We start from the raw sequence: 22429 nt of genomic DNA on the forward strand, positions 1-22429 counted from the left end.
TGCTTTTGAGAAAAACGGGGAGGTGCTTGACTATGGGACGTTATGTATTAAAACGTTTCGTGTACATGGCTTTGACATTATTTTTAATTACTACACTGACTTTCTTTTTAATGAAATTACTTCCGGGTTCTCCGCTTAAAAACCAGGAGAAGTTATCACCGGCACAAAAAGAAATCATTCTTGAAAAATATGGTTTAAATGATCCAGTACCAGTTCAATATGCACGTTACTTAGGTAACTTAGCAAAAGGTGATTTAGGGGTATCATTCCAATATGATAACCGTCCAGTAACAGATATGATTGTGGATCGCATTGGACCATCAGCACAACTTGGTTTACAAGCGATTATATTAGGAACATTTATCGGTTTAATTTTAGGAATCGTTGCGGCACTTCGTAACAATACGTGGGTCGATTATGGAGCGACAATTATTTCCGTACTCGGGATGTCGGTACCATCGTTCGTATTCGCCGCATTACTACAATATTTCGTAGGGGTAAAACTTGGATGGTTCCCAGTAGCATTCTGGAAAGGACCAGAGTTTACAGTAATGCCTACAATCGCTTTATCGATGGCAGTTATCGCAACAATCGCACGTTTCGCTCGTGCAGAGTTAATTGAAGTTATGCAAGCTGACTACATTTTAACAGCGAAAGCGAAAGGAATTAGCCAAGGCGTTATCATTATTAAACACGCCCTTCGTAACGCGTTAATTCCAGTTGTAACAATTTTAGGACCAATGGTTGCAGGGTTAATTACAGGTACATTAGTTATTGAGCAAATTTATGCTGTACCAGGACTAGGGGAACAGTTCGTTAAATCTATTACAGTGAATGACTATACAGTTATTATGGGAACTACAATTTTCTATAGTGCGATCTTCATCTTAGTTATTTTCATTGTTGATATTTTATACGGAATTATTGATCCTCGTATTCGTTTAGCGGGAGGGAAAAAATGATGAAAGATGTACAAAAATTATCTCCAGACTTATTTCAACAAGCTAATCAAAATAATGTGGATAATGAAGTCATTGCCCGTCCAAGCTTAACGTTTTGGCAAGATGTAAGAAGACGTTTGTTCCAACATAAAGGAGCAATGTTTGGTTTAGTTTTATTAACGCTTATTATCTTACTAGCAATCTTCGGACCGATGGTAAGTAAGCACTCGTATAAAGAGCAAGATTTAGGACGTGCAAAATTGCCACCGAAAATTCCAGTTATTGAAAATGTTCATTGGTTACCATTTGACGGTACAGATCAATATGGTGTTGACCAATATGAAAAACGTGATATTAAAGAGTATTTCTGGTTTGGTACAGATGATCTTGGACGCGATTTATGGACAAGAACATGGGAAGGTACACGCGTATCATTATATATCGCTCTTTTAGCAGCAGCAATTGACTTAGTAATTGGGGTTGCATATGGAGGTATTTCAGCGTTCTATGGCGGTAGAGTAGATAACATTATGCAACGTATTATGGAGATTATTAACGGTATTCCATACTTAATCATCGTTATTTTAATGGTAATCATTATGGGATCTGGTATATGGTCAATTACACTCGCAATGGCAATTACAGGTTGGATAGGGATGTCGCGTATCGTTCGTGGACAAATCCTTAAATTAAAAAATCAAGAATACGTATTAGCATCTCGTACATTAGGTGCAACAAATACACAATTAATTGTAAAGCACTTAATTCCGAACGTAATGGGACCAATTATTGTAATGACAATGTTTACAATTCCAACAGCGGTGTTTGGTGAGGCGTTCTTAAGCTTCATCGGTTTAGGTATTCAGCCACCATTCGCATCACTTGGTTCTCTTGTAAATGACGGTTATAAATCAATTCAAACGTATCCGCATATGATGTTCATCCCTGCGGTTGTCATCAGTATATTAATTTTAGCGTTTAACTTAATGGCAGACGGATTACGCGATGCGTTAGATCCAAAAATGCGTAAGTAAAAGAGGGGAGAGGCAAAGATGAAAACACTGTTAGAGGTAAAAGATTTACAAGTCTCCTTTGATACACATGCAGGTGAAGTACAAGCTGTACGCGGCGTTACTTTTGATTTGAAAAAAGGAGAAACATTAGCGATTGTAGGAGAATCTGGTTCTGGGAAATCAGTTACTTCTAAAGCGTTAATGGGATTAATTCCGAATCCTCCTGGACGCATTAAAAATGGTGAAATCGTATTTGAAGGTCGTGACTTAACGAAATTAACAGAAAAAGAAATGCAGCAAGTACGTGGTAAAGATATCGCGATGATTTTCCAAGATCCAATGACATCATTAAACCCAACGATGACAATTGGAAATCAAATTATGGAAGGCCTTATTAAACACCAAGGAATGAGTAAAGCAGACGCACGTAAAGTTGCGTTGGAATTAATCGACCTTGTAGGTATTCCAAATCCAGAAGCTCGTTTAAAACAATATCCGCACCAATTCTCTGGTGGTATGAGGCAGCGTGTAGTTATTGCGATGGCATTAGCTTGTAACCCAAAACTATTGATTGCCGATGAGCCGACAACAGCGCTAGACGTTACAATTCAGGCGCAAATTTTAGAGCTTATGAAGGACATTCAGCAAAAAACAGAAGCAGCAATCATTTTCATTACGCATGACTTAGGTGTAGTGGCGAACGTTGCGGACCGCGTAGCAGTTATGTACGCTGGTAAAGTTGTTGAAATCGGAACTGTAGATGAAATTTTCTACAATCCAAAACATCCATATACTTGGGGCTTAATCGCATCTATGCCAAGTTTAGATGGTTCAGAAGAAGAGTTATATGCAATTCCTGGAACGCCTCCAGATTTATTGAAGCCGCCAAAGGGAGATGCTTTTGCACCACGTAACCCACAGGCACTGAAAATTGATTTTGAAATGGACCCACCTTTATTTAAAGTAAGTGATACACACTATGCGGCAACTTGGTTACTTCATGAGCAAGCTCCAGAAGTAAAACCGCCGGCAGTCGTTGAAAAACGCATTCTTCAAATGAAAGCAGGTGAACAACATGACTAAACAACGTGAGAAATTAATTGAAGTAAAAAATGTAAAGCAGCACTTCGACGTGAGTGGTGGTGTTGTCAAAGCGGTTAATGATATTTCATTTGATATTTACCGCGGAGAAACATTTGGTCTTGTAGGAGAATCGGGTTGTGGTAAATCAACAACTGGAAGAACGATCATTCGTTTATATGATGCAACTGCTGGTGAAGTATTGTTTGATGGTGAAAATGTACATGGTAAAAAATCACGCGCAGAACTGAAGAAATTCAACCGTAAAATGCAAATGATTTTCCAAGATCCATATGCATCATTAAACCCGCGTATGACAGTAGGGGATATTATTGCAGAAGGTATTGATATTCACGGATTAGCGAAAAACAAAAAAGAGCGTATGGACCGTGTTCATGAATTATTAAACACAGTTGGTTTAAATAAAGAGCACGCAAACCGTTTCCCTCATGAATTCTCAGGTGGACAACGTCAACGTATCGGTATCGCTCGTGCACTTGCTGTAGAACCTGAATTTATCATTGCCGATGAGCCAATCTCAGCACTTGACGTATCAATCCAGGCGCAAGTTGTAAACTTACTGAAAAAGTTACAAAAAGAAAAAGGTTTAACATACTTATTCATTGCCCATGATTTATCAATGGTAAAATACATTAGTGACCGCATTGGCGTAATGTATCGTGGTCAAATTGTTGAATTAACAACAAGTGATGAGTTATATGCGAATCCAATTCATCCATATACTAAATCACTATTATCAGCGATTCCACTTCCAGATCCAGATTATGAGCGTAATCGTAAACGTATCGTATACGATCCATCTCAGCATAATTATGGTAGTGAAGAACCGACAATGCGTGAAATTCGCCCGGGACATTTCGTACTATGTTCTGAAGCAGAGTATAAGAAATATAAAGAGATTTATCAATAATAAAAAATCCATTCTTCTATCACAGAAGAATGGATTTTTTTACTATATAAAAGAGTTGTCAATATTTCTCGGTAAGTCGATATATTTAAAGAATCGCAGATATAAGTTTCCTATACTAAAGACTACGCCTTAATTAAACGAGTATTATTGCACCTGAACAGAAACAATCTCCTCTTGTTCTTCAGGTTTAACAAGTGCATAACGCTCCCATGCTCTACTTTTCCAGCGGAAGAACATAATAATAGCACGTGTCCATTCATCAATAGCGATTGCTAGCCAAATACCAACGAGTCCCATATCTAAATGGAAGGCGAAAAAGTAACCGAGTGGTAAACTCATTAACACCATAGAGAATGCGCCGATTAAAACTGGGTATTTTGCATCACCAGCTGCGCGAAGTGAATTGATGATGACGATGTTCATCGTACGCCCTGTTTCAAGTAGTACACTTAGTAAAAGAACTGACGCACCTAACGCAATAATGTGCGGATTATCTGTAAATAGTCCCATTAATTGTGTGCGGAATGTAATAACGAGAGCAACCATACATAAAGTGACACCAATCGCCCACTTTACACTTTTCCATACACGTTCATACGCTTCATCTTTTTCACCACCGCCAACGAGGCGTCCGATAATAATTGCAGTTCCCATACCGATTGCAATAGCGAATAAATAAGTGAACATAGAGATGTTCGTAGCGTATTGTCTAGCCGCTAACGATTCCGTTCCTAAATATGTTGCATAGTATAAGAAGACAATTTGGCAAGCTTGATACATAACCTGCTCAAATGCAGATGGAATCCCAATCTTTAAAATTTTCCCGATGTATTCTTTTGATAAGGTGAAGTAGTATTGTAATTTTACACGGTACTCCATAACGCGGTACAGTAACAAGAAGAAAACGATAAGCGCGATTAGCCTGCTGACAGCAGAAGAAATGGCAGCCCCTTGTACACCGAGTTCTGGGAAACCAAATTTCCCGAAAATGAGTACGTAGTTTCCAGCGATATGAATAATATTCATTCCAAGTGAAATAAACATCGCTTGCTTTGTGAAGCCATGTACGCGGATAATTGCGGCTAATGAATTAATAATAGCTTGAAGGAAAATAGCTCCTCCGACGATAGATAAATAGCTCTGTGCATACATAAGTACATCGCCTTGTAAGTTCATCGCCATCATCATATGTTTTGAAAATAAAAGAAAACCAGCACTTATAACGAGTCCGACCACTAAATTTAATGTGACGGCTAAAGCTGATATTTTAGATGCTTCCATAAAACGTTTGGAACCGAGGTATTGAGATACGACGATAGCTGCGCCGTTCCCGATGACTTCTAGTACCAAAATAGCGATATGGAGATATTGATTCGCTGCACCAACCCCAGATACAGCATCATCTGATAATGCACTTAACATGAAAGTATCAGCGATCCCCATTAACATAAATAGAAAAACTTCTAGAAAAATAGGCCATGTTAATAAGAATAAACTTAATTTCTCAGTAGGCCCGTTTTTTGCCTGAATTGCTGTCATGTCCGTCCCCTCTTTACCGATATCTATTTTTAGCAAAGTGTATCGTAACATACTTTCTTAACCTTTGCACTCATTTTAACCTACATATCTTTATTATGAAGGGAGAGCTATTTTATGATAAAAACAGAAGGATAATTATGCGCAAAGTATTATAAAATATAAATTTTGTTTTTATCTAATAATTTGGAAAAATATAAAAATAATTATTTCTGACACTTCAGTAAGGAAAATCGGCAATATGAAACGTTTACAAAGGATTAAGTTTTAACAGAAAATTTTAATAAAATAGAAATATAAATATACAAAAAATATATTTGTGTGTATAATATGAATTGTTAGAACATATATATATTTCTTTTTGTTTAAAAATGAAAGGGCTAACATTTTTGTGGAGGGTGGAAGTATGAAAAAAAAGATGCCAGTTTTTGTAGTATCAACAGTAGCAATGAGCATGATGTTAGGGGCATGTAGCTACCAAAAAGATGAGCCGCAAGCGAACGCAAAAGGGGATAGCGGGAAAAGCGGTGCGAAGCAAGTTATTAACTTAATTGAAACGCAAGAAATTCCAACGATGGATCCAGCGTTATCAGCTGATGCGGTTTCTTCAAGAGTAATGACTAATACGATGGAAGGCTTATACAGTTTAGGAAAAGATGATAAGCTAGTTCCTGGTGTAGCAAAGGAATTTAAAAAGTCAGAAGACGGTAAAAAATATACATTTACATTACGTGAAGACGCAAAATGGTCAAATGGTGAGCCTGTGACGGCAAAAGATTTCGTATACGCATGGCAAAGAGCGATTAACCCAGATACAGCTGCGAAATCAGCGTACATTATGTATGATATAAAAAATGCAGAGAAAATTAACAAAAAAGAGATGAGTCCGGACCAATTAGGGGTAAAGGCGATTGATGATTATACATTAGAAGTGGAATTAGACAATTCCATTCCATACCTTGTAGATTTAATGGTATATCCAATCTTCTATCCTGTGAATGAAAAGTTCGTGAAAGAGCAAGGTACGAAGTTTGGTTTGGAAGCGAATACAACACTTTATAACGGACCATTTACATTAAGTGATTGGCAACATGAACGTAGCTTTAAAATGACGAAGAGCTCGTCATATTGGGATAATAAAGAAGTGAAGATTGAGGAAGTAAACTTTAATATTGTTAAAGATACGTCTACACCAATTAATTTATATGAAACAAACGCAGTCGATCGAGCAACGTTATTAGCGGAGTTCATCGATAAATATAAAGGAAAACCAGATTTCCAAACAGTAGAAGATACATCTGTATTCTTCCTTCGTTTAAATCAAAAAGATCCAGCGTTAGCAAATAAAAATATTCGTAAAGCAATTTCACTTGCTTTTGAACGTAAACCGTTCGTTGATACATTATTAAATAACGGTTCTAAGCCAGCAACAGGATTAATTCCTGATAACTTCATTAAAGGACCGGATAAAAAGGACTTCCGTGCTGTAAATGGAGATATTGTAAAACCAAACGTGAAAGAAGCGAAGAAATATTGGGAAGCTGGTAAAAAAGAGCTTGGTAAAAATGAAATCGAATTAGAGTTATTAAACGAAGATGTTGAATTATCGAAGAAAACAGGGGAATATTTAAAAGGTGAGTTAGAAAAGAATTTACCAGGTTTAACAGTGAAAATTAAACAACAACCATTCGCGCAAAAACTAAAATTAGAAGATGCGGGCGATTTCGTCATGTCATTCTCTGGATGGAGTGCAGACTTCCCAGATCCAATTACATATCTTGATATGTTTGTAACTGACGGATCACAAAATAAAATGAAATATTCTAATCCGAAATATGATGAGATCATCATGAAAGCAAAAAAAGATGGAAGCGATGTAAATGCTCGTTGGAAAAGCTTACTAGAAGCAGAGAAAATGTTACTTGATGACGCTGCGATTGTACCGGTATATCAACGTGGTAGAGCATACTTACAAAGAGATTCCATTAAAAATATGTACAACCATAAATATGGTGGCGATTTAAGCTTTAAATGGGCGTCAGTAGAGAAATAAGAAAAAAGCAGGTAATTGCCTGCTTTTTTTAATACGTACGTTTCTTATAAATACCTTTCCCACCAACTTGGTTCCAGCCGGATTGTACATCCAAACTTTTATTAACAAACTTCATCTTTTCTTTTCCGCCAAAGAGTTTTTCACCAATACTATTTGTAATGACGCCAATCAATGCTGTTATTCCGATGATGAGGGCAGCAACAGTGACAAAATCAATAAAAAAAGCAATCATTTGCAAATTCCCCCTTTGCCTGTCTGTATTTTTATTGTATGAGATAAAAGATGAAAAAGAAAGAAATGTCAGAAAAATTTTTGATTTATTTTAGAAATCGTATGGACATGAATGAGAATGTTTGTTAAAATGAGAACAAACGTTCTTTCGATTCTCACTTGTATAGTCTTACATTTCTTAATTGATTTATCAAAAAAAGGTAAGAAAACGTTCTCTTTTTCATAGGAAAGATTATGAGAGAATAACTATAAATCATATGAAAAATCTATGAAAAGCAAGCGTTAAGAGGGTTGAAGATTATTGTTAAAGAACAGCTGAAGTAAGTGTGATTATGTTACATAGCAGTGAAATGCACGGAAGAGTTTTCTCAATTAGAAGGAAATTTACTGTATATTTCTTGCAAAATCTATTGTATAATGATTATAGAAGTTACTTATTAAAAGTAATTGTTGTTTACTAAAAGTTGTTGCTTACATGAAAAGCAATTTTTGCACTTTGTTTTAAGACAAGGTATCGCGAAAAATTGCTGAATTTAGAAATTTAAACTGTAATTAGTACAGAATTTGTACTCTTTAAGGAGAGTGAGCTTTGTATGGTAACATTATATAGTTCTCCAAGCTGTACGTCTTGTAGAAAGGCGAAATTATGGCTAGAGGAAAATCATATTCCTTATACAGAACGTAATATTTTCTCAGATCCATTAACGATTGAGGAAATTAAAGAGATTTTACGTATGACAGAAAGCGGAACGGATGAGATTATTTCTACTCGTTCGAAAGTTTTCCAAGAATTAAATGTAAACTTAGAGTCTTTACCACTTCAAGATTTATATAAGATGATTCGTGACTATCCAGGGATTTTACGTCGTCCAATTATGATTGACGAGAAACGCCTCCAAGTAGGTTACAATGAAGACGAAATCCGCCGTTTCTTACCACGTACAGTAAGAACGTTCCAATTACGTGAAGCACAGCGTCTTGTAAATTAATTATAATAATATGAAAACCTTCTACCTATTATATAGTAGAAGGTTTTTTTTAATGTTTCAAATTTCGTAATCGAACTCGTTGAACGATAAAGCCGATGCATAAGATGGTGAAAATAAATAAGTAAGGAATGCCTGCAGTGAAACTTGGGTTGTTATGAAAAAAGGTTGCAAGTCTGTCTTCATGTGTGACCATTTTACCTGCTGTATAAGCGAGAATTGCTGCCCCGCAATAAATGAGGAGTGGAAAGCGTTCCATAAGTATTAAAATGAGTTTGCTGCCCCAAATAATAATCGGGATAGAAATGAGTAAACCGATTATTACGAGTAAAAATCTTCCGTGAGCTGCCCCTGCAATGGCGATAACGTTGTCAAATCCCATAACAAGGTCCGCGAATACAATTGTACGCACAGCTTGAAATAAAGTTGTTTTTCCTTGAATAGAAGAAAGATCGTTGCTATTATCAGTTAGTAAATTTACTGCAATGAATGTAAGTAAAATGCCCCCGATAAGTTGCAGAAATGGAATGTCGAGCAAATAGACAGCTAGTATAGTAAGGATAATTCTTAGTACGATTGCTAAAAGAGTACCGATCAAAATAGCTTTATTTCGTTTCGATTCAGGTAAATTTCGGCTAGCTAGTGCGATGACAATTGCGTTGTCACCACCTAATACAACATCGATACCGACAATCATTAGTACAGATGTTAAAAACTCTAAGTCCATTCGTCTGCCTCCATTTATGATGTTTTAATAAGCGAACTATATGTATGTGGTGAAAAGGACTAAAGCATCTTCTCTAATAAAAGTTTCACTTTATTACAGTGTACGGGGGAAGATGGAAATGTATGTCCAAATTTTTTATAAGTGAGGCATCGCGACAATGATATATTTGTGTATACCATTGAATGAAGATAGGTATATAACTATTTTTGTAAAATAAATCGATTTTATTTCCATTCTGGAGAATCTTATCATAAAATGAGAGTACAAGAATCTATTGATTTGTCATATGAGTGGGGAATCCCTTCATAACAATTCTAAGCAGGAAGGGAGAGTTGTATTTTGGATATTGAAAGAATTAATGATCATACGATGAAATTTTTTATTACGTACATTGATATAGAGGACAGAGGCTTTAATCGTGAGGAAATTTGGTATGACCGCGAAAGAAGCGAAGAGCTCTTTTGGGAAATGATGGACGAAGCTCGTGATCATGACGATTTCTTTATTGATGGGCCGTTATGGATTCAAGTGCAAGCAGTCGATAAAGGGATTGAAGTACTTGTAACGAAAGCAGAACTTTCAAAGGATGGACAAAAGCTAGAACTACCAATAGGTGTAGATAAAATTATAGACATTCCTCTAGATGAAGGTATTGAATCATTATTCCAGCAAGAATTAGTGGAAGAGGTAGAGGAACAAGCAGGTACAAACTTTAACGAAGATGGTACGTTTGGCTTTTTAATTAAGTTTAATGATTTTGAAGATGTCATTTCATTAAGTCATCGTCTTATCTTTGAAGATATAAAAGATGAGCTGTATTCATTTGAGGACCGCTATTATGTATATGTGGAATTCGATGAAGTGCTACATGATGAAGAAGAAATTGATCGCATTTTAAGCATTGTTTTAGAATACGGGGAAGAATCAACTTTAACAATTCATCGTGTAAGTGAGTATGGGAAACAAATTGTGAAAGAGCATGCGCTTGAAACAATTCGCAATAATTTTCCTGCTAAAACGTAGGCCGATTTCTGTAGTATGAAATCGGCTTTTTATATGAAGAATAGGAAAGCTTTCTTAGTAAGGAGGTAAGAGATGAAAAATACGTTAAAGTTGATTTTCTTTGTTTTACTATTGTTCGCATTATTTGTGTCATTACGTATGTTTATTGATGTAGCGTTTTATTCGGATGTAATTGGGATAAAAGATGTTTCGATTTTAGGTATTATTAGTATTTTATTTACGGTATCTGCATTTTTAATTGGTTGCGTTATTTTCTTAGAGAACCGTCATCCGTCAAAAACACTTACATGGCTCATTGTGTTAGGGATTTTTCCGGTATTTGGATTCTTCGCTTATTTATTATTCGGACAGAACTTTCGGAGGAAGAGAATGTTCCAAAAGAAGGCGTTGCTCGATGAACAAGCGTTTTTACAATATAAGGGGCATGAAGATTACGAAGAACGGATTTTGCGCAATCATAAGCATCAAGAGCTGTTATTTCGTTTAGCGGATCGCTTAGGCGCTTTAAATATTTCATTTCAAACTGAAACGAGAACATTAACAAATGGAGATGAAACGTTTCAGGCTATTTTAGATGGATTAAAACGAGCGAAACATCACATTCATATGGAATATTACATTGTGCGTGATGATAAACTTGGAACAGAAATTAAAGATATTTTAATACAAAAATCAAAAGAAGGCGTAGTCGTTCGTTTTTTATATGATGCGGTTGGAAGTTTTAAATTATCAAAATCATATATTGAAGAATTAAACGACGCAGGTGTCGAAATGATTCCGTTCTTCCCTGTACGTTTTCCGATTTTAAACGATAAGATTAATTATCGAAATCACCGAAAAATCGTTATTATCGATGGGAATGAAGGATTTGTAGGTGGATTAAATATTGGTGATGAATATTTAGGAAAGGATAAGTACTTCGGCTTTTGGCGAGACACGCATTTATATTTGCGTGGGGAAGCTGTGCAAAGTTTGCAGCTTATTTTCCTTCAAGATTGGTTTTATATGACTGGCGAGGCTGTGCTAGCCCCTGAATATTTACAAGCGAAAGCAGTTGAGGGGGAGCATTGGGGCGGCGTGCAGCTCGTTGCAGGTGGGCCGGATAATAAATGGGAAACAATTAAACATTTATATTTTGCCATGATTGCTTCTGCGCGGAAATCCATTTGGATTGCAACGCCGTATTTCATTCCGGATGATGATATTTTATCCGCATTAAAAGTAGCGGCACTTGCTGGTATTGATGTTCGGTTGTTAATGCCGAGTAAGCCTGATAAGCGAACTGTCTTTTACGCATCGAGATCGTACTTCCCAGAGCTTTTAGATGCAGGGGTAAAGATATATGAATACGAAAAAGGTTTTCTCCATAGTAAAGTTGTCATTGTCGATTCTGATTTAGCTTCAATTGGGACAGCGAATATGGATATGAGAAGTTTTCATTTGAACTTTGAAGTAAATGCCTTTTTATATGATACAGATAGCATTCGAAAACTTGTTCAAGATTTTAAAGACGATTTAGAAGAATCAAGTGAAATTCATGTCGATCGTTTTCATAAAAGGCGTCTTCATAGACGAATTGTTGAATCAACGTACCGGTTATTATCGCCTTTATTATAAAAAGAGATGTCCAAAATTGGGACATCTCTTTTTTAAAAGGAATTTGTAATAAATTGTAGAATATAAGGAGCTGAAAGGGTGTGATTCCAATATTTATCGCAAAAAGAGAAAACGGAGAAAAAATTCATCTACTCGATCATCATGATGAAGAGCTTTTACACCATATGCGTAAAAGGGAAAGTTTCTTTTGCATAGCTTGCGGGAAGGAAGTACTAATGAGATTAGGAAAACAAAAAAGGTGGCATTTTGCTCATAAGAAAGTAGATTCATGTTTAGCCTTTTATGAAGCAGAATCTACATATCATATGTACGGTAAAGAATTGTTATATCGGTGGTTCAAACGTCAAAAAGTTCATGTAGAGATAGAGCATTATCTACCAGAGATTCAGCAACGACCGGATATTTTTATAGAGAGAGCAGGGAGAAAAATTGCGATTGAATATCAATGCGCCAATCTTTCTATAGAGCAGCTCTGCAAACGAACCTATTCGTATTGGAAAGCTGGTATACAAGTCATTTGGATTATTGGTGGAAATCAATTGAAAAAGCACTCTGCATACTGGATGAAATTCTCCTCAATTATGGCTTTCTCCTTACAATCTTATCCTCAGCCACTTCTTATTTTCTTCTGTTCGAAACAAAAATCATTTATGAAATGCACGTTTATTACATCATTTTCTACAAGCGTTGCTTTTTCACATATTATATATTTACCAATTGAAACGACTACTTTTGAAATGCTCTTTTCTCCTGTTCCTTTCCAAAGGGAAGTATTAAACCGAGAATGGAAGAAGCGAAAGGATTATTTTCGTCAAAACGCTTTGCTCATCTTGAATTATAATGATAAATCACTATTACGCCTCTTATATCAATGTAAATGTACCCCAGCAAATTTTCCTTCTGAAATTGGTGTGCCACTCCCGTCCTCATTTGCTTTTCAAACAAATTCATTTATATGGCAAGCTTTTCTATATATGAAGTGTATAGGTGAGCTTGCAGTAGGGGATTGTATTTCCCTCAAGTACGTGTGTAGTTATATAAAAAAGTATACGAAAAGGCGTATGCTCCCGTACTTTTCACAGCATATATGGAAAGTGGCAGTTACTGAATATATGACATTTTTATGTTATGTAGGTGTCTTGCAGAGAGTAGGGACTTATAAGTACCGGAAAATACGGGGGATATCCATGTTAAAAACAGAGGAGGAGGTTATGAAATATGATGAAAGGAGTTTAGCGTATGCCTTATCTTTATTTGAGGCAAAGTACAACATGAGAGAAGGAAAAGCGGATATAATAAAGACTGATCGTGAAGGAATTACATAAGAAAAATCGAATTGTATGTAAGTAGAGATATTTAAAGGAGGGCTTAAAGCATGTCTGAACAAAACACAGCAAAAACATTACCGGATCGTAACGAAATTGAAGAATCAAGTACGTGGCGATTAGAAGATATTTTCCAAACAGATGCAGAATGGGAACAAGAATTCCAAGCTATTAAAGAGCTATTACCGAAGTTAACTGAATTTAAAGGGAAACTTGGTGACTCTGCGAACAATTTACTTGAAGCATTGCAATATGAAGATGAAATTTCAATGCGATTAGGTAAGCTATATACATATGCACATATGCGTTACGATCAAGATACAACAAACTCTGTGTATCAAGCGTTAAATGACCGTGCAACAAATTTATATTCACAAGTATCTAGTAGCACAGCATATATTGTGCCTGAAATTTTATCGATTTCAGAAGATACATTGCAAACATTCTTGAAAGAAAATAGAGACTTAAGTGTATATGAACATGCGTTAGAAGAAATTACGCGTCAACGCCCTCACGTATTATCTGAAGCGGAAGAGGCTTTATTAGCAGAAGCATCTGAAGTAATGAGTGCGTCAAGTAATACATTTGGTATGTTGAATAATGCGGATTTGAAATTCCCATCTATTAAAGGTGAGGATGGAGAAGAAGTAGAAATTACACATGGCCGTTACATTCAGTTTTTAGAAAGTGATGATCGTCGTGTGCGTGAAGATGCATTCAAAGCTGTATATGAAACGTACGGGAAATATAAGAACACATTTGCAAGTACGTTAAGCGGAGCTGTGAAGCGTAATAACTTTAATGCACGCGTTCGTAAATATGACTCTGCACGTCAAGCAGCATTAAGTAATAATAATATTCCTGAAGCGGTGTATGATCAACTTGTTCAATCTGTAAATGACAATTTACACTTGCTACATCGTTACATTGATATTCGTAAGCGTGCACTAGGGCTTGATGAGCTTCATATGTATGATTTATATACACCACTTGTACCAGAAGTGAAAATGAATGTGAAGTATGAAGAAGCGCAAGACATGTTATTAAAGTCTTTACATGTACTTGGTGATGAGTATGTTGATATTTTGAAAGAAGCATATGAAAATCGCTGGGTAGATGTGTATGAGAATAAAGGAAAACGAAGCGGAGCATATTCATCTGGTGCCTATGGAACAAATCCTTATATTTTAATGAACTGGCATGATAATGTAAATAATTTATTTACACTTGCTCATGAATTTGGTCATTCTGTCCATAGTTACTACACAAGAAAAACGCAGCCGCACGTATACGGGGATTATTCAATCTTTGTTGCGGAAGTAGCATCAACTTGTAATGAAGCGCTTCTAAACGATTATTTATTAAAAACGACAGAAGATAAGAAAGAGCGTCTATACTTATTAAATCATTATTTAGAAGGATTCCGTGGTACTGTATTCCGTCAAACGATGTTCGCAGAGTTTGAGCATATTATTCATAAGAAAGTACAAGAGGGACATGCGGTAACACCAGATATGCTAACGGAGATCTACTATGATTTAAATAAGAAATATTTCGGTGATGCTTTAGTAATTGATGAAGAAATTGGTTTAGAGTGGTCTCGTATTCCGCACTTCTACTACAACTATTACGTATACCAATACGCAACAGGATTTAGTGCAGCAACGGCTCTATCTAAACAAATTTTAGAAGAAGGGCAACCAGCAGTAGAACGTTACATTAATGAGTTCTTAAAAGCAGGAAGCTCAGATTACCCAATTGAAGTGCTGAAAAAAGCTGGAGTAGATATGGCATCTCCAGAACCGGTAAAAGAAGCATTGCAAGTATTTGAAGAGAAATTAAATGAATTAGAAGCATTATTATTTGAAGAGAAGTAATAGAAAAGACGAGGAATTTGCCTCGTCTTTTTCTTGATGTCATTTTGTCGATATTTGTCGAGAAAATAAATCGAATTGTCTTCTTTTTTCTAAACTAGAAGGCAGTTTTACAGTTCATTAAAACCCTTTAAATCGTTTTTTATGGTTGAAATAAGAGAGAGCGATGACAATGACTCCAAATAAAAGAGGAAAGGCAATCATTTTAGGAAAAGCTTGTAGTAGGGAGAGGATGTACAAGAAAAAAGAAACAATGATAGCTAGAATGATAAGTAAAATATACGTTTTTTTCATACAAAACACCTCCAAAATAGCTTTTTTATAGCTTATTCAAAAATGAAAACGTTTAGAATGTGACAAAAGTGTGAAATTCGACAAAAGGGGTTGTCATCTGACGTCGAATCTTGTAATATAATAAGCGTGAACGAATTCACATACAAACATATACCCCTTTGTTTGAACGTGAAAATTTCTCCCATCCCCTTTAATATTTTTATAAGCCGTAAAGAAGAAGACCTGGTGTTTACACCAGGTCTTTTTCTTTTGCTATCCATTTCCAATAACGCTCACATTTTACGTCAATCATTTGTACTTTTCGTTTCAGTTGTAATTTTTTTAGTTCACGTTCAATTTCTTGCTTCGAGCAGTCATATATAAATGCTACTTCTTTTGAAGAGATAAATTGTGTCGCTTCCAGTAATACTTCTAAAGGTGGTAATGGCTCTGGCTCGATTTCACATTTTACAAGTTCTTTCAATAATTGTACGTAGACGTCGTAGGAATACGTTCCAGCGATTTTAATACCTTCTTCATCTGAATTTGCATGAAAGAATACGAGAGAAGGTATTTCTGTAATATGCATCTCATTTGTGAATTTTAAGTCACATTGGAAAGCCTTTTTTGCGCTAGCGGAATATAGGTCTTTTTTAAATTCTTCTACATCAATATTGCTATCTTTTGCGCATGCAAGTAATAATTCGCAGTCAGGATTTGATACATTTTCAAGGAAAATGTATTCTTGGAGTTTTCGCAAAAACTTCGAACCTGCTTTTCGGCCCTGCAACTCCGCTGCTTTAATTGCCATCGAAACTAAATATGGTGTTGACGATGCTTCTTGCATATGTACCTTTCCATCACATGAAAAACCTTGTAAACTTGTTGTCTTTTCCCACACAAATCGAATATTAGCAGGTTTATTCCATTTGTGTGAGGAAGCGTTCGTTCCGTCCACTTTTCCTGTTACGATATGACGAATAGAGAAGTATTTCCCGTATTCAAGCCATAGTTTAATAATAAAGGGCTCAATTTCCCAGCAATCTTTACAAAGTGGATCAATAAATAAATATGCTTCTACAGACTTATGCTCACATGCGGAAGGAGATGGCATATTGATATACTTTGCTTCCTGTTTATCCATTATATTTCACCTGTTTCGTCTGGAGTATTAACCATATGCTGAGCAGTTAATGCTAAACGTTCAAAAACGAACTCTCTTATATGACCGTCCACTCCTGTGTCATCCATTGCTTGCTCCATGCACGATAGCCAAGCCTCTGCTCGTTTTGGAGTAATCTCAAACGGGAGATGGCGTGCTCTTAACATAGGATGACCATGTTCTTCCGTGTACAAATTAGGACCACCTAAATATTGTGTTAAAAATTGCTTCTGCTTCCTAGCTGTTTCTGTTAAATCATCCGGGAAGATGGGAGATAGGTCAGGGTGTTTACTGACATAGGAATAAAATGTGTCTACTAATATTGCAATGCATTGTTCACCGCCAATTGCTTCAAATGGTGTCATCGGTTGCTTGCTCATCCTTTTAAACTCCTTTTTCCATGAAATGTATATCTATTGTAGCAATGGAATGTTAGGGAGGGCAAATAAACCGCCTTCATAACGTTCTTTGCTTATTCTACAGATGTAAAAGAATCTTTTCTTTTTCAAAAAGTGAGATGTATCCACTAGTAGAACGTATTCACTAGTGGAATTTTCACTTTAGCGTGCTTTGTTTTGTTTGGCAAGGAAAAAGCGTTTTACTTTATTATTTGTATGACGGATTGGTATGTCGTGTTGCTTTAACAAATGAATAAAGGCAGCTTTGCCTGCTTCTTCATCTTGCACTTCAAATTCAATTTCATAATCATCGTGATTGTAATAGAAACTATGATCAAAGACAAGCGTTCCGCCTTCAAATAGTGTTTCGGCTCTTTCAGTTGTTAAACTACCCATATAAGTTAAAGCAGAAACAGGAATTTGTAATGTGTGTAGTTGATCTACTACAGCGCCTTGAATAATTGTATTTGTTTCCATCATCAATCTTGCTTCATCTGCTGTTATAACTTGATGCGTTTCTAACAAGCCGACTTCTGCAGGTTGTTTTAATGTTAATGTATAAGTTTCTCCTTTATGACGAATACGAAGTGCAGAGCCAGCTTCTTTTAATGAGAAGCTCGGTGTTTCAAAGTAGTGATTCACCTGTTTCGTAAATCCTTCAATAGAGAATGATTTACATAATGTATTGAATTCTTCTTCTGTAACAATATTTTTAAATTCAATTTCAATTTCTTGTGTCATTGTATGCGCGCTCCTTTTGAAAAATAATTCTTTACACATTATCGCTTTTTCACAAATTTGGTTCAATGTTTTATTTGTTTGCGTCCATGTTATGATACAATAATACTGTTAAGTAAGACAGGAAGTTGAGATGGAGGAGTTAGAGCATGCAAAATAAAATCCAAGTTAAGAGCGTAGAAAAGAGAGAGAATGCTCTTATTTTTTGTGCGGAAAATAGTGAAATAGAGGTAAAGGAGTTAAGTGCGCGTAATCACGTACTTGTAGACTCAGATAATTTATCATTTTTATATATCTTAGAAAACGAATCATCTTTCATTTATGTAAGCATTCCGCATACATGCTGGGAAGCAATGCATGAAGCGATGAATAACGACGTGGTTATGTTCGTTCGCGTGAATGACATTGAAATGGAATTAGAAGGTTTAAAAGAAGAAGTAGAATATTTAGTTGAAAATATTGAAGGTAATGCAAATTACGGAGAAGAACTAGTAACTGCTGTAGAAAAAGTATTTCTATAAGCAAATGGATTGATTTTGGTGGTGGTTGAAATGAATCGAAATTGGGAAGAATTTTTAGCACCTTACCACCAAGCGGTGGCAGAGCTGAAAGTGAAACTAAAAGGAATGCGTACTCAATTTGCAATGTTAACAGAGCATTCTCCAATTGAGTTTGTAACAGGAAGGGTAAAGTCGGTTGCAAGTATTATTGATAAAGCGGAGAAGAGAAATGTACCGTTAGACAGGCTAAGAGAAGATATGCAAGATATCGCGGGCCTTCGAATGATGTGTCAATTTGTTGATGAGATTAAGCCTGTTGTAGAATATCTTCGAAAACGAAATGACTTTGAAATCGTGGAAGAACGTGATTACGTCACGCAGAAGAAAGATAGCGGTTATCGTTCTTATCACGTTGTCATTAGTTACCCAGTTCAAACGATTCAAGGTGAACAAAAAGTATTGGTAGAAATCCAAATACGTACGCTAGCAATGAACTTTTGGGCAACAATTGAGCATTCTTTAAATTATAAATATAGTGGACGTTTTCCTGAAGATATTAAAATACGCTTGCAACGTGCAGCGGAAGCAGCATTTTTATTAGATGAAGAAATGTCTTCTATCCGTCTTGAAATTCAAGAAGCGCAGAAAGCTTTTTCAAGAAAGCAAGAAACGAAAGATTCCGAATCATAAACTAAAGGGTGTTGGGCGATGAAATTTACAATTATGTCAAAGGGAGATCAATCATCAGATGCACTGGCAAGCACGATGAAAGAATACTTGCTAGATTTTGGATTTATAATGGATGAAAAGGAACCCGATATTGTAATTTCTGTTGGGGGAGATGGAACGCTTTTATATGCGTTTCATCGTTATTATAATCGATTGGATGAAACAGCATTTGTTGGTGTACATACAGGGCATTTAGGTTTCTATGCAGATTGGTTACCGACAGAAGTAGAGAAATTAGTAATTGCAATTGCTAAAACACCATTCCAAGTGGTGGAATATCCGCTTTTAGAAGTGATTATTCGCTATGTGAATGGGAGTAAAGAGTCGCAGTATTTAGCGATGAATGAAGCGACTGTAAAAAGTGCAGAAGGTACATTAGTAACAGAAGTGGAAATACGCGGAGAGTACTTTGAAACGTTCCGCGGGGATGGCCTTTGTATTTCTACTCCTTCGGGAAGTACTGCGTATAATAAGGCGCTTGGCGGAGCAATTATTCACCCTTCTATTGAAGCGATTCAAATTGCGGAAATGGCATCTATTAATAACCGGGTGTTTCGTACGGTAGGTTCGCCGCTCGTATTGCCGAAACATCATACATGCGTGCTGAAGCCGACGGCAGGAATGAACTTACAAATTACGGTGGACCATTTAACGATGGTTCATCAAGATGTGAAATCAATTCAGTATCGCGTGGCAAATGAGAAAGTACGATTCGTTCGTTTCCGTCCATTTCCGTTCTGGAAACGAGTTCGTGACTCGTTTGTTGCAGATAAATAGAAAGGGTTTATATATTTGAACAGATTTACATTGAAATGGGATATAGACTCGGCTGAGGAAGGAACTTTAGTTAGAGAATTTTTAAAAACAAAAGGAATCTCCAAAGCTGCATTAACGGATATAAAGTTTCATGGCGGATCTATAGAAGTAAATGGTCAACATGCGAGCGTTCGTCATCAGTTGCAAGCTGGTGAAGAATTACGTGTCTTTTTTCCAGTAGAGGAAAGAAGTGAAGGGATGATTGCTGAAGATATTCCTTTATGTATCGTATATGAAGATGATGCAGTTCTTGTCATAAACAAAGAGGCAAACATGTCAACGATCCCGTCTAGAGAACATCCGGCAGGAAGTGTTGCGAATGCGCTCTTATCTCATTATGATAAGCGACATCTTACAAGTACGGTTCACATCGTAACGAGGTTAGATCGTGATACTTCAGGGCTTATGCTTATTGCAAAAAATCGTTTCGTACATCATCTTTTATCGAAACAGCATCAACAAAAAGCTGTGAAAAGAACGTATGAAGCGATTGTTCACGGTGAGATGGTAGAAAAAGAAGGAACGATTGACGCACCGATTGGACGAAAATCGGATAGCATTATTGAGCGAACCGTTTGTGAGGAGGGGCAAAGAGCCGTTACTCATTTTAGAGTGATCGATAGCGTCAATCATAAGACGCACGTATCACTTGAGCTCGATACAGGGAGAACGCATCAAATTCGTGTGCATATGGCGTACATAGGACATCCGCTACTTGGCGATAATTTATATGGTGGAAAAAGAGATGAAATGAAACGACAAGCGCTTCACAGTACATCCTTGACGTTTTATCATCCTATTTTAGAGAAAGAAATGTCTTTCACTACACCGATTCCAAGCGATATGCAAGCGATATTAAGACATATTTAAAAAGGGGACAAAATTCTTATGTAATGAAGAATTTTGTTCCCTTTTTCTTAGCGGAATAATATTAAAATTTGATTGTCGCCCGTGCGCTTTATAACGAAAAAGCCACTTTCAGATTTTGTAGCAATGCCATCGTTATTTGGACGACAATATCCATGCGTTTCGCAAGTACCGTCATCACGTACTAACATTTGTCCAATTAATCCGACAGGAAGCCACTCGTTACGGTCTTTTCTTGCTATATATTTGCAAGCTGGATCCCATTCTGTATTTAAAAGCGGTTGTATGTCTTGCGATTCCGTACGTACATATTGACGTTTTCCGAAGCTATCTGTTTTATAGCGTTTTTGCCAACTTAAAGCACCGCTATTTCCTATAAGAGCGGGGGTGGCACTAGATATTCCTAAGATGAATGAATCGTTTGAAGTAGCGATTCGAATTTTTTCTTCGCTACTAAATGTAACGAAATAACCTACATCAATAAAAGTATTGTCTACTGTTTCAAACATTTGCGCAAAATCAGTTCCGCTTGCATTGTAAGAAGCGCCCTCAATGTACATTTCTCCATTATGAGCAAGCCACTTTGCACCGATATTATGATCGGTTTCATTTGTGCCGTTTGCAATAAACCAAGAATAAGATTCATCTGCTGTGCCGAAGCGCCCCATAATATGGCTACCTGCAAAATGAGCTGTTGATGTATGATTACCTTCCGCATGAGAAGAGAATCCGTTAGCGATAGTCGCGGTTCCTTCTGCATGTGCTGCTTCGCCTAAAGCGATTGTATGTTTACCTTCCGCATGAGAATAGGAGCCACCTGCTGTCGTTTCACTTCCTTCACTATGGGAACTATGTCCAGTTGCTTTTGTTTTTGATCCTTCTGCATGAGAGAAAGAACCTTTTGCATGTGTGAGAAGTCCTTCTGCATGTGAAGCTGTACCCTCTGCATGAGAGTGAAGACCCTCTGCATATGCATACCGCCCATCTTTTTTTACTTTTTTATTTTCAGATGTAGGGGTCTGAATGATAATCGTTTTTTCTGTTTGTATATCACCTGATGGTACTAATGCTTCTTTAATTTTTTTTACTTGATTTATAATAGCAGCTGGAATTTCTGCTTCCGCTTTTTTATTTATTGCTACAGGGCTGTTTTCTTCTGTATTCTTCTCTACTTGCTCAGAAGGCACAATCTGTTCAATATGAGTAGAGAGAGGTTTATTTTTTTGCTGCATCTTTGCTTTTCTATTATCAATTATGCGGCTCATTACAGCATTCTGTAATGAGACATATTTTGGTCTATCTTTGTTTTTTGTGGAAGCCTCTTGTTCTTCCAGTTCTTCTACAGCTGCAGCTCGAATGCTGCACCAGTTGTTAATTCCGTACATGGGCAGATAAAAAGGCGGGCATTTTCTTTTTTGTTTAGAAGATTTTTTCTTCATTCTGTCACCTCCTGCGACAGTATATGCCGTGTCATTAAAAAAAGATGCACTTTATTGCATCTTTTTTTAATGACTTTACCCAATTTTTATCCCACTTTAATGGGCGGGCTGCCCATTAAAGTGGGATTGGTGAGGGCTGATTAAAGTTTCACTTTATATGAGAGACGCCT

General features: G+C 36.5%; 22 protein-coding genes. 14 read left to right on the forward strand and 8 right to left on the reverse strand.

Going from position 1 to position 22429, the window contains the following annotated elements; all coding sequences use genetic code 11:
- Nucleotides 1-32 precede the first annotated feature (32 nt).
- Genes opp3b through NLJ82_RS06175 form a run of 4 tightly spaced genes read left to right on the forward strand, consistent with a single transcriptional unit; the run spans nt 33 to nt 3965 of the window.
- Complete coding sequence (gene opp3b, locus NLJ82_RS06160; protein WP_000534165.1) at nt 33-962, forward strand: oligopeptide ABC transporter permease; 930 nt, start codon at nt 33-35, stop codon at nt 960-962.
- Nucleotides 959-1975, forward strand: coding sequence for an oligopeptide ABC transporter permease (gene opp3C / locus NLJ82_RS06165; RefSeq protein ID WP_000974101.1), 1017 nt, complete (start codon nt 959-961; stop codon nt 1973-1975). The genes opp3b and opp3C overlap by 4 nt, the downstream gene beginning before the upstream one ends.
- 18 nt (nt 1976-1993) lie before the next feature.
- Nucleotides 1994-3037, forward strand: coding sequence for an ABC transporter ATP-binding protein (locus tag NLJ82_RS06170; RefSeq protein ID WP_000854346.1), 1044 nt, complete (start codon nt 1994-1996; stop codon nt 3035-3037).
- Nucleotides 3030-3965, forward strand: coding sequence for an ABC transporter ATP-binding protein (locus NLJ82_RS06175; protein ID WP_000166346.1), 936 nt, complete (start codon nt 3030-3032; stop codon nt 3963-3965). The genes NLJ82_RS06170 and NLJ82_RS06175 overlap by 8 nt, the downstream gene beginning before the upstream one ends.
- Before the next feature lie 144 nt (nt 3966-4109).
- On the opposite strand, the gene NLJ82_RS06180 is transcribed toward NLJ82_RS06175, so the two are convergent.
- Nucleotides 4110-5555 (reverse strand): MATE family efflux transporter, encoded by a 1446-nt coding sequence (locus NLJ82_RS06180; RefSeq protein ID WP_002091818.1) that lies wholly within the window; start codon nt 5553-5555, stop codon nt 4110-4112.
- 352 nt (nt 5556-5907) lie between these two features.
- Between NLJ82_RS06180 and NLJ82_RS06185 the strand changes: the two genes are divergently transcribed.
- Nucleotides 5908-7554: a peptide ABC transporter substrate-binding protein gene (locus NLJ82_RS06185; RefSeq protein ID WP_000728616.1), complete on the forward strand. Its 1647-nt coding sequence runs from the start codon at nt 5908-5910 to the stop codon at nt 7552-7554.
- A 28-nt stretch (nt 7555-7582) separates the two neighbouring features.
- On the opposite strand, the gene NLJ82_RS06190 is transcribed toward NLJ82_RS06185, so the two are convergent.
- Nucleotides 7583-7786, reverse strand: a complete 204-nt coding sequence (locus NLJ82_RS06190) for a hypothetical protein (protein ID WP_000559978.1) — start codon at nt 7784-7786, stop codon at nt 7583-7585.
- Between the two features lie 592 nt (nt 7787-8378).
- On the opposite strand from NLJ82_RS06190, the gene spx reads away from it, so the two are divergent.
- On the forward strand, nt 8379-8774 hold the full coding sequence (spx, locus tag NLJ82_RS06195; RefSeq protein WP_000258267.1) for a transcriptional regulator Spx: 396 nt from the start codon (nt 8379-8381) through the stop codon (nt 8772-8774).
- Between the two features lie 49 nt (nt 8775-8823).
- On the opposite strand, the gene NLJ82_RS06200 is transcribed toward spx, so the two are convergent.
- Nucleotides 8824-9498: a TerC family protein gene (locus tag NLJ82_RS06200; RefSeq protein WP_000362603.1), complete on the reverse strand. Its 675-nt coding sequence runs from the start codon at nt 9496-9498 to the stop codon at nt 8824-8826.
- Nucleotides 9499-9837: 339 nt separating this feature from the next.
- Here NLJ82_RS06200 and mecA point away from each other — a divergent pair, with 339 nt between their 5' ends.
- From mecA to pepF, 4 genes are all read left to right on the forward strand, one after another.
- Nucleotides 9838-10521 carry an adaptor protein MecA gene (gene mecA, locus NLJ82_RS06205; protein WP_000350710.1) on the forward strand — a complete coding sequence of 228 codons (684 nt, stop codon included), beginning with the start codon at nt 9838-9840 and terminating at the stop codon, nt 10519-10521.
- Nucleotides 10522-10593: 72 nt separating this feature from the next.
- A complete protein-coding gene (locus NLJ82_RS06210) occupies nt 10594-12138 on the forward strand; it encodes a cardiolipin synthase (RefSeq protein ID WP_000799204.1) in 1545 nt (514 codons plus the stop codon).
- An 80-nt stretch (nt 12139-12218) separates the two neighbouring features.
- Nucleotides 12219-13463, forward strand: a complete 1245-nt coding sequence (locus tag NLJ82_RS06215; protein ID WP_000612263.1) for a competence protein CoiA — start codon at nt 12219-12221, stop codon at nt 13461-13463.
- 50 nt (nt 13464-13513) lie between these two features.
- Nucleotides 13514-15340, forward strand: coding sequence for an oligoendopeptidase F (gene pepF, locus NLJ82_RS06220; protein WP_000003390.1), 1827 nt, complete (start codon nt 13514-13516; stop codon nt 15338-15340).
- A gap of 117 nt (nt 15341-15457) precedes the next feature.
- On the opposite strand, the gene NLJ82_RS06225 is transcribed toward pepF, so the two are convergent.
- The 4 genes from NLJ82_RS06225 to NLJ82_RS06240 form a co-directional block, all read right to left on the reverse strand.
- Nucleotides 15458-15631 (reverse strand): hypothetical protein, encoded by a 174-nt coding sequence (locus NLJ82_RS06225; RefSeq protein WP_000754592.1) that lies wholly within the window; start codon nt 15629-15631, stop codon nt 15458-15460.
- Between the two features lie 229 nt (nt 15632-15860).
- Nucleotides 15861-16754: a ClpXP adapter SpxH family protein gene (locus NLJ82_RS06230; protein WP_000360670.1), complete on the reverse strand. Its 894-nt coding sequence runs from the start codon at nt 16752-16754 to the stop codon at nt 15861-15863.
- Nucleotides 16754-17152, reverse strand: coding sequence for a globin domain-containing protein (locus tag NLJ82_RS06235; RefSeq protein WP_000043379.1), 399 nt, complete (start codon nt 17150-17152; stop codon nt 16754-16756). The genes NLJ82_RS06230 and NLJ82_RS06235 overlap by 1 nt, the downstream gene beginning before the upstream one ends.
- A gap of 180 nt (nt 17153-17332) precedes the next feature.
- Nucleotides 17333-17911 carry a CYTH domain-containing protein gene (locus NLJ82_RS06240; RefSeq protein ID WP_000191110.1) on the reverse strand — a complete coding sequence of 193 codons (579 nt, stop codon included), beginning with the start codon at nt 17909-17911 and terminating at the stop codon, nt 17333-17335.
- 146 nt (nt 17912-18057) lie between these two features.
- On the opposite strand from NLJ82_RS06240, the gene NLJ82_RS06245 reads away from it, so the two are divergent.
- Genes NLJ82_RS06245 through NLJ82_RS06260 form a run of 4 tightly spaced genes read left to right on the forward strand, consistent with a single transcriptional unit; the run spans nt 18058 to nt 20823 of the window.
- Nucleotides 18058-18429 carry a UPF0738 family protein gene (locus tag NLJ82_RS06245; RefSeq protein ID WP_001180003.1) on the forward strand — a complete coding sequence of 124 codons (372 nt, stop codon included), beginning with the start codon at nt 18058-18060 and terminating at the stop codon, nt 18427-18429.
- A gap of 30 nt (nt 18430-18459) precedes the next feature.
- Nucleotides 18460-19098, forward strand: a complete 639-nt coding sequence (yjbM, locus tag NLJ82_RS06250) for a GTP diphosphokinase (protein WP_001081482.1) — start codon at nt 18460-18462, stop codon at nt 19096-19098.
- A gap of 18 nt (nt 19099-19116) precedes the next feature.
- The gene (locus NLJ82_RS06255) at nt 19117-19914 is read left to right on the forward strand and encodes an NAD kinase (RefSeq protein ID WP_000673184.1); all 798 of its coding nucleotides are present in this window, start codon (nt 19117-19119) and stop codon (nt 19912-19914) included.
- A gap of 15 nt (nt 19915-19929) precedes the next feature.
- Nucleotides 19930-20823, forward strand: a complete 894-nt coding sequence (locus NLJ82_RS06260) for an RluA family pseudouridine synthase (protein WP_001079092.1) — start codon at nt 19930-19932, stop codon at nt 20821-20823.
- Nucleotides 20824-20870: 47 nt separating this feature from the next.
- On the opposite strand, the gene NLJ82_RS06265 is transcribed toward NLJ82_RS06260, so the two are convergent.
- Complete coding sequence (locus NLJ82_RS06265; RefSeq protein ID WP_000730497.1) at nt 20871-22259, reverse strand: peptidase G2 autoproteolytic cleavage domain-containing protein; 1389 nt, start codon at nt 22257-22259, stop codon at nt 20871-20873.
- Nucleotides 22260-22429 lie beyond the last annotated feature (170 nt).

The organism is Bacillus paranthracis, from assembly GCF_024296885.1.
Lineage (GTDB): Bacteria > Bacillota > Bacilli > Bacillales > Bacillaceae_G > Bacillus_A > Bacillus_A paranthracis.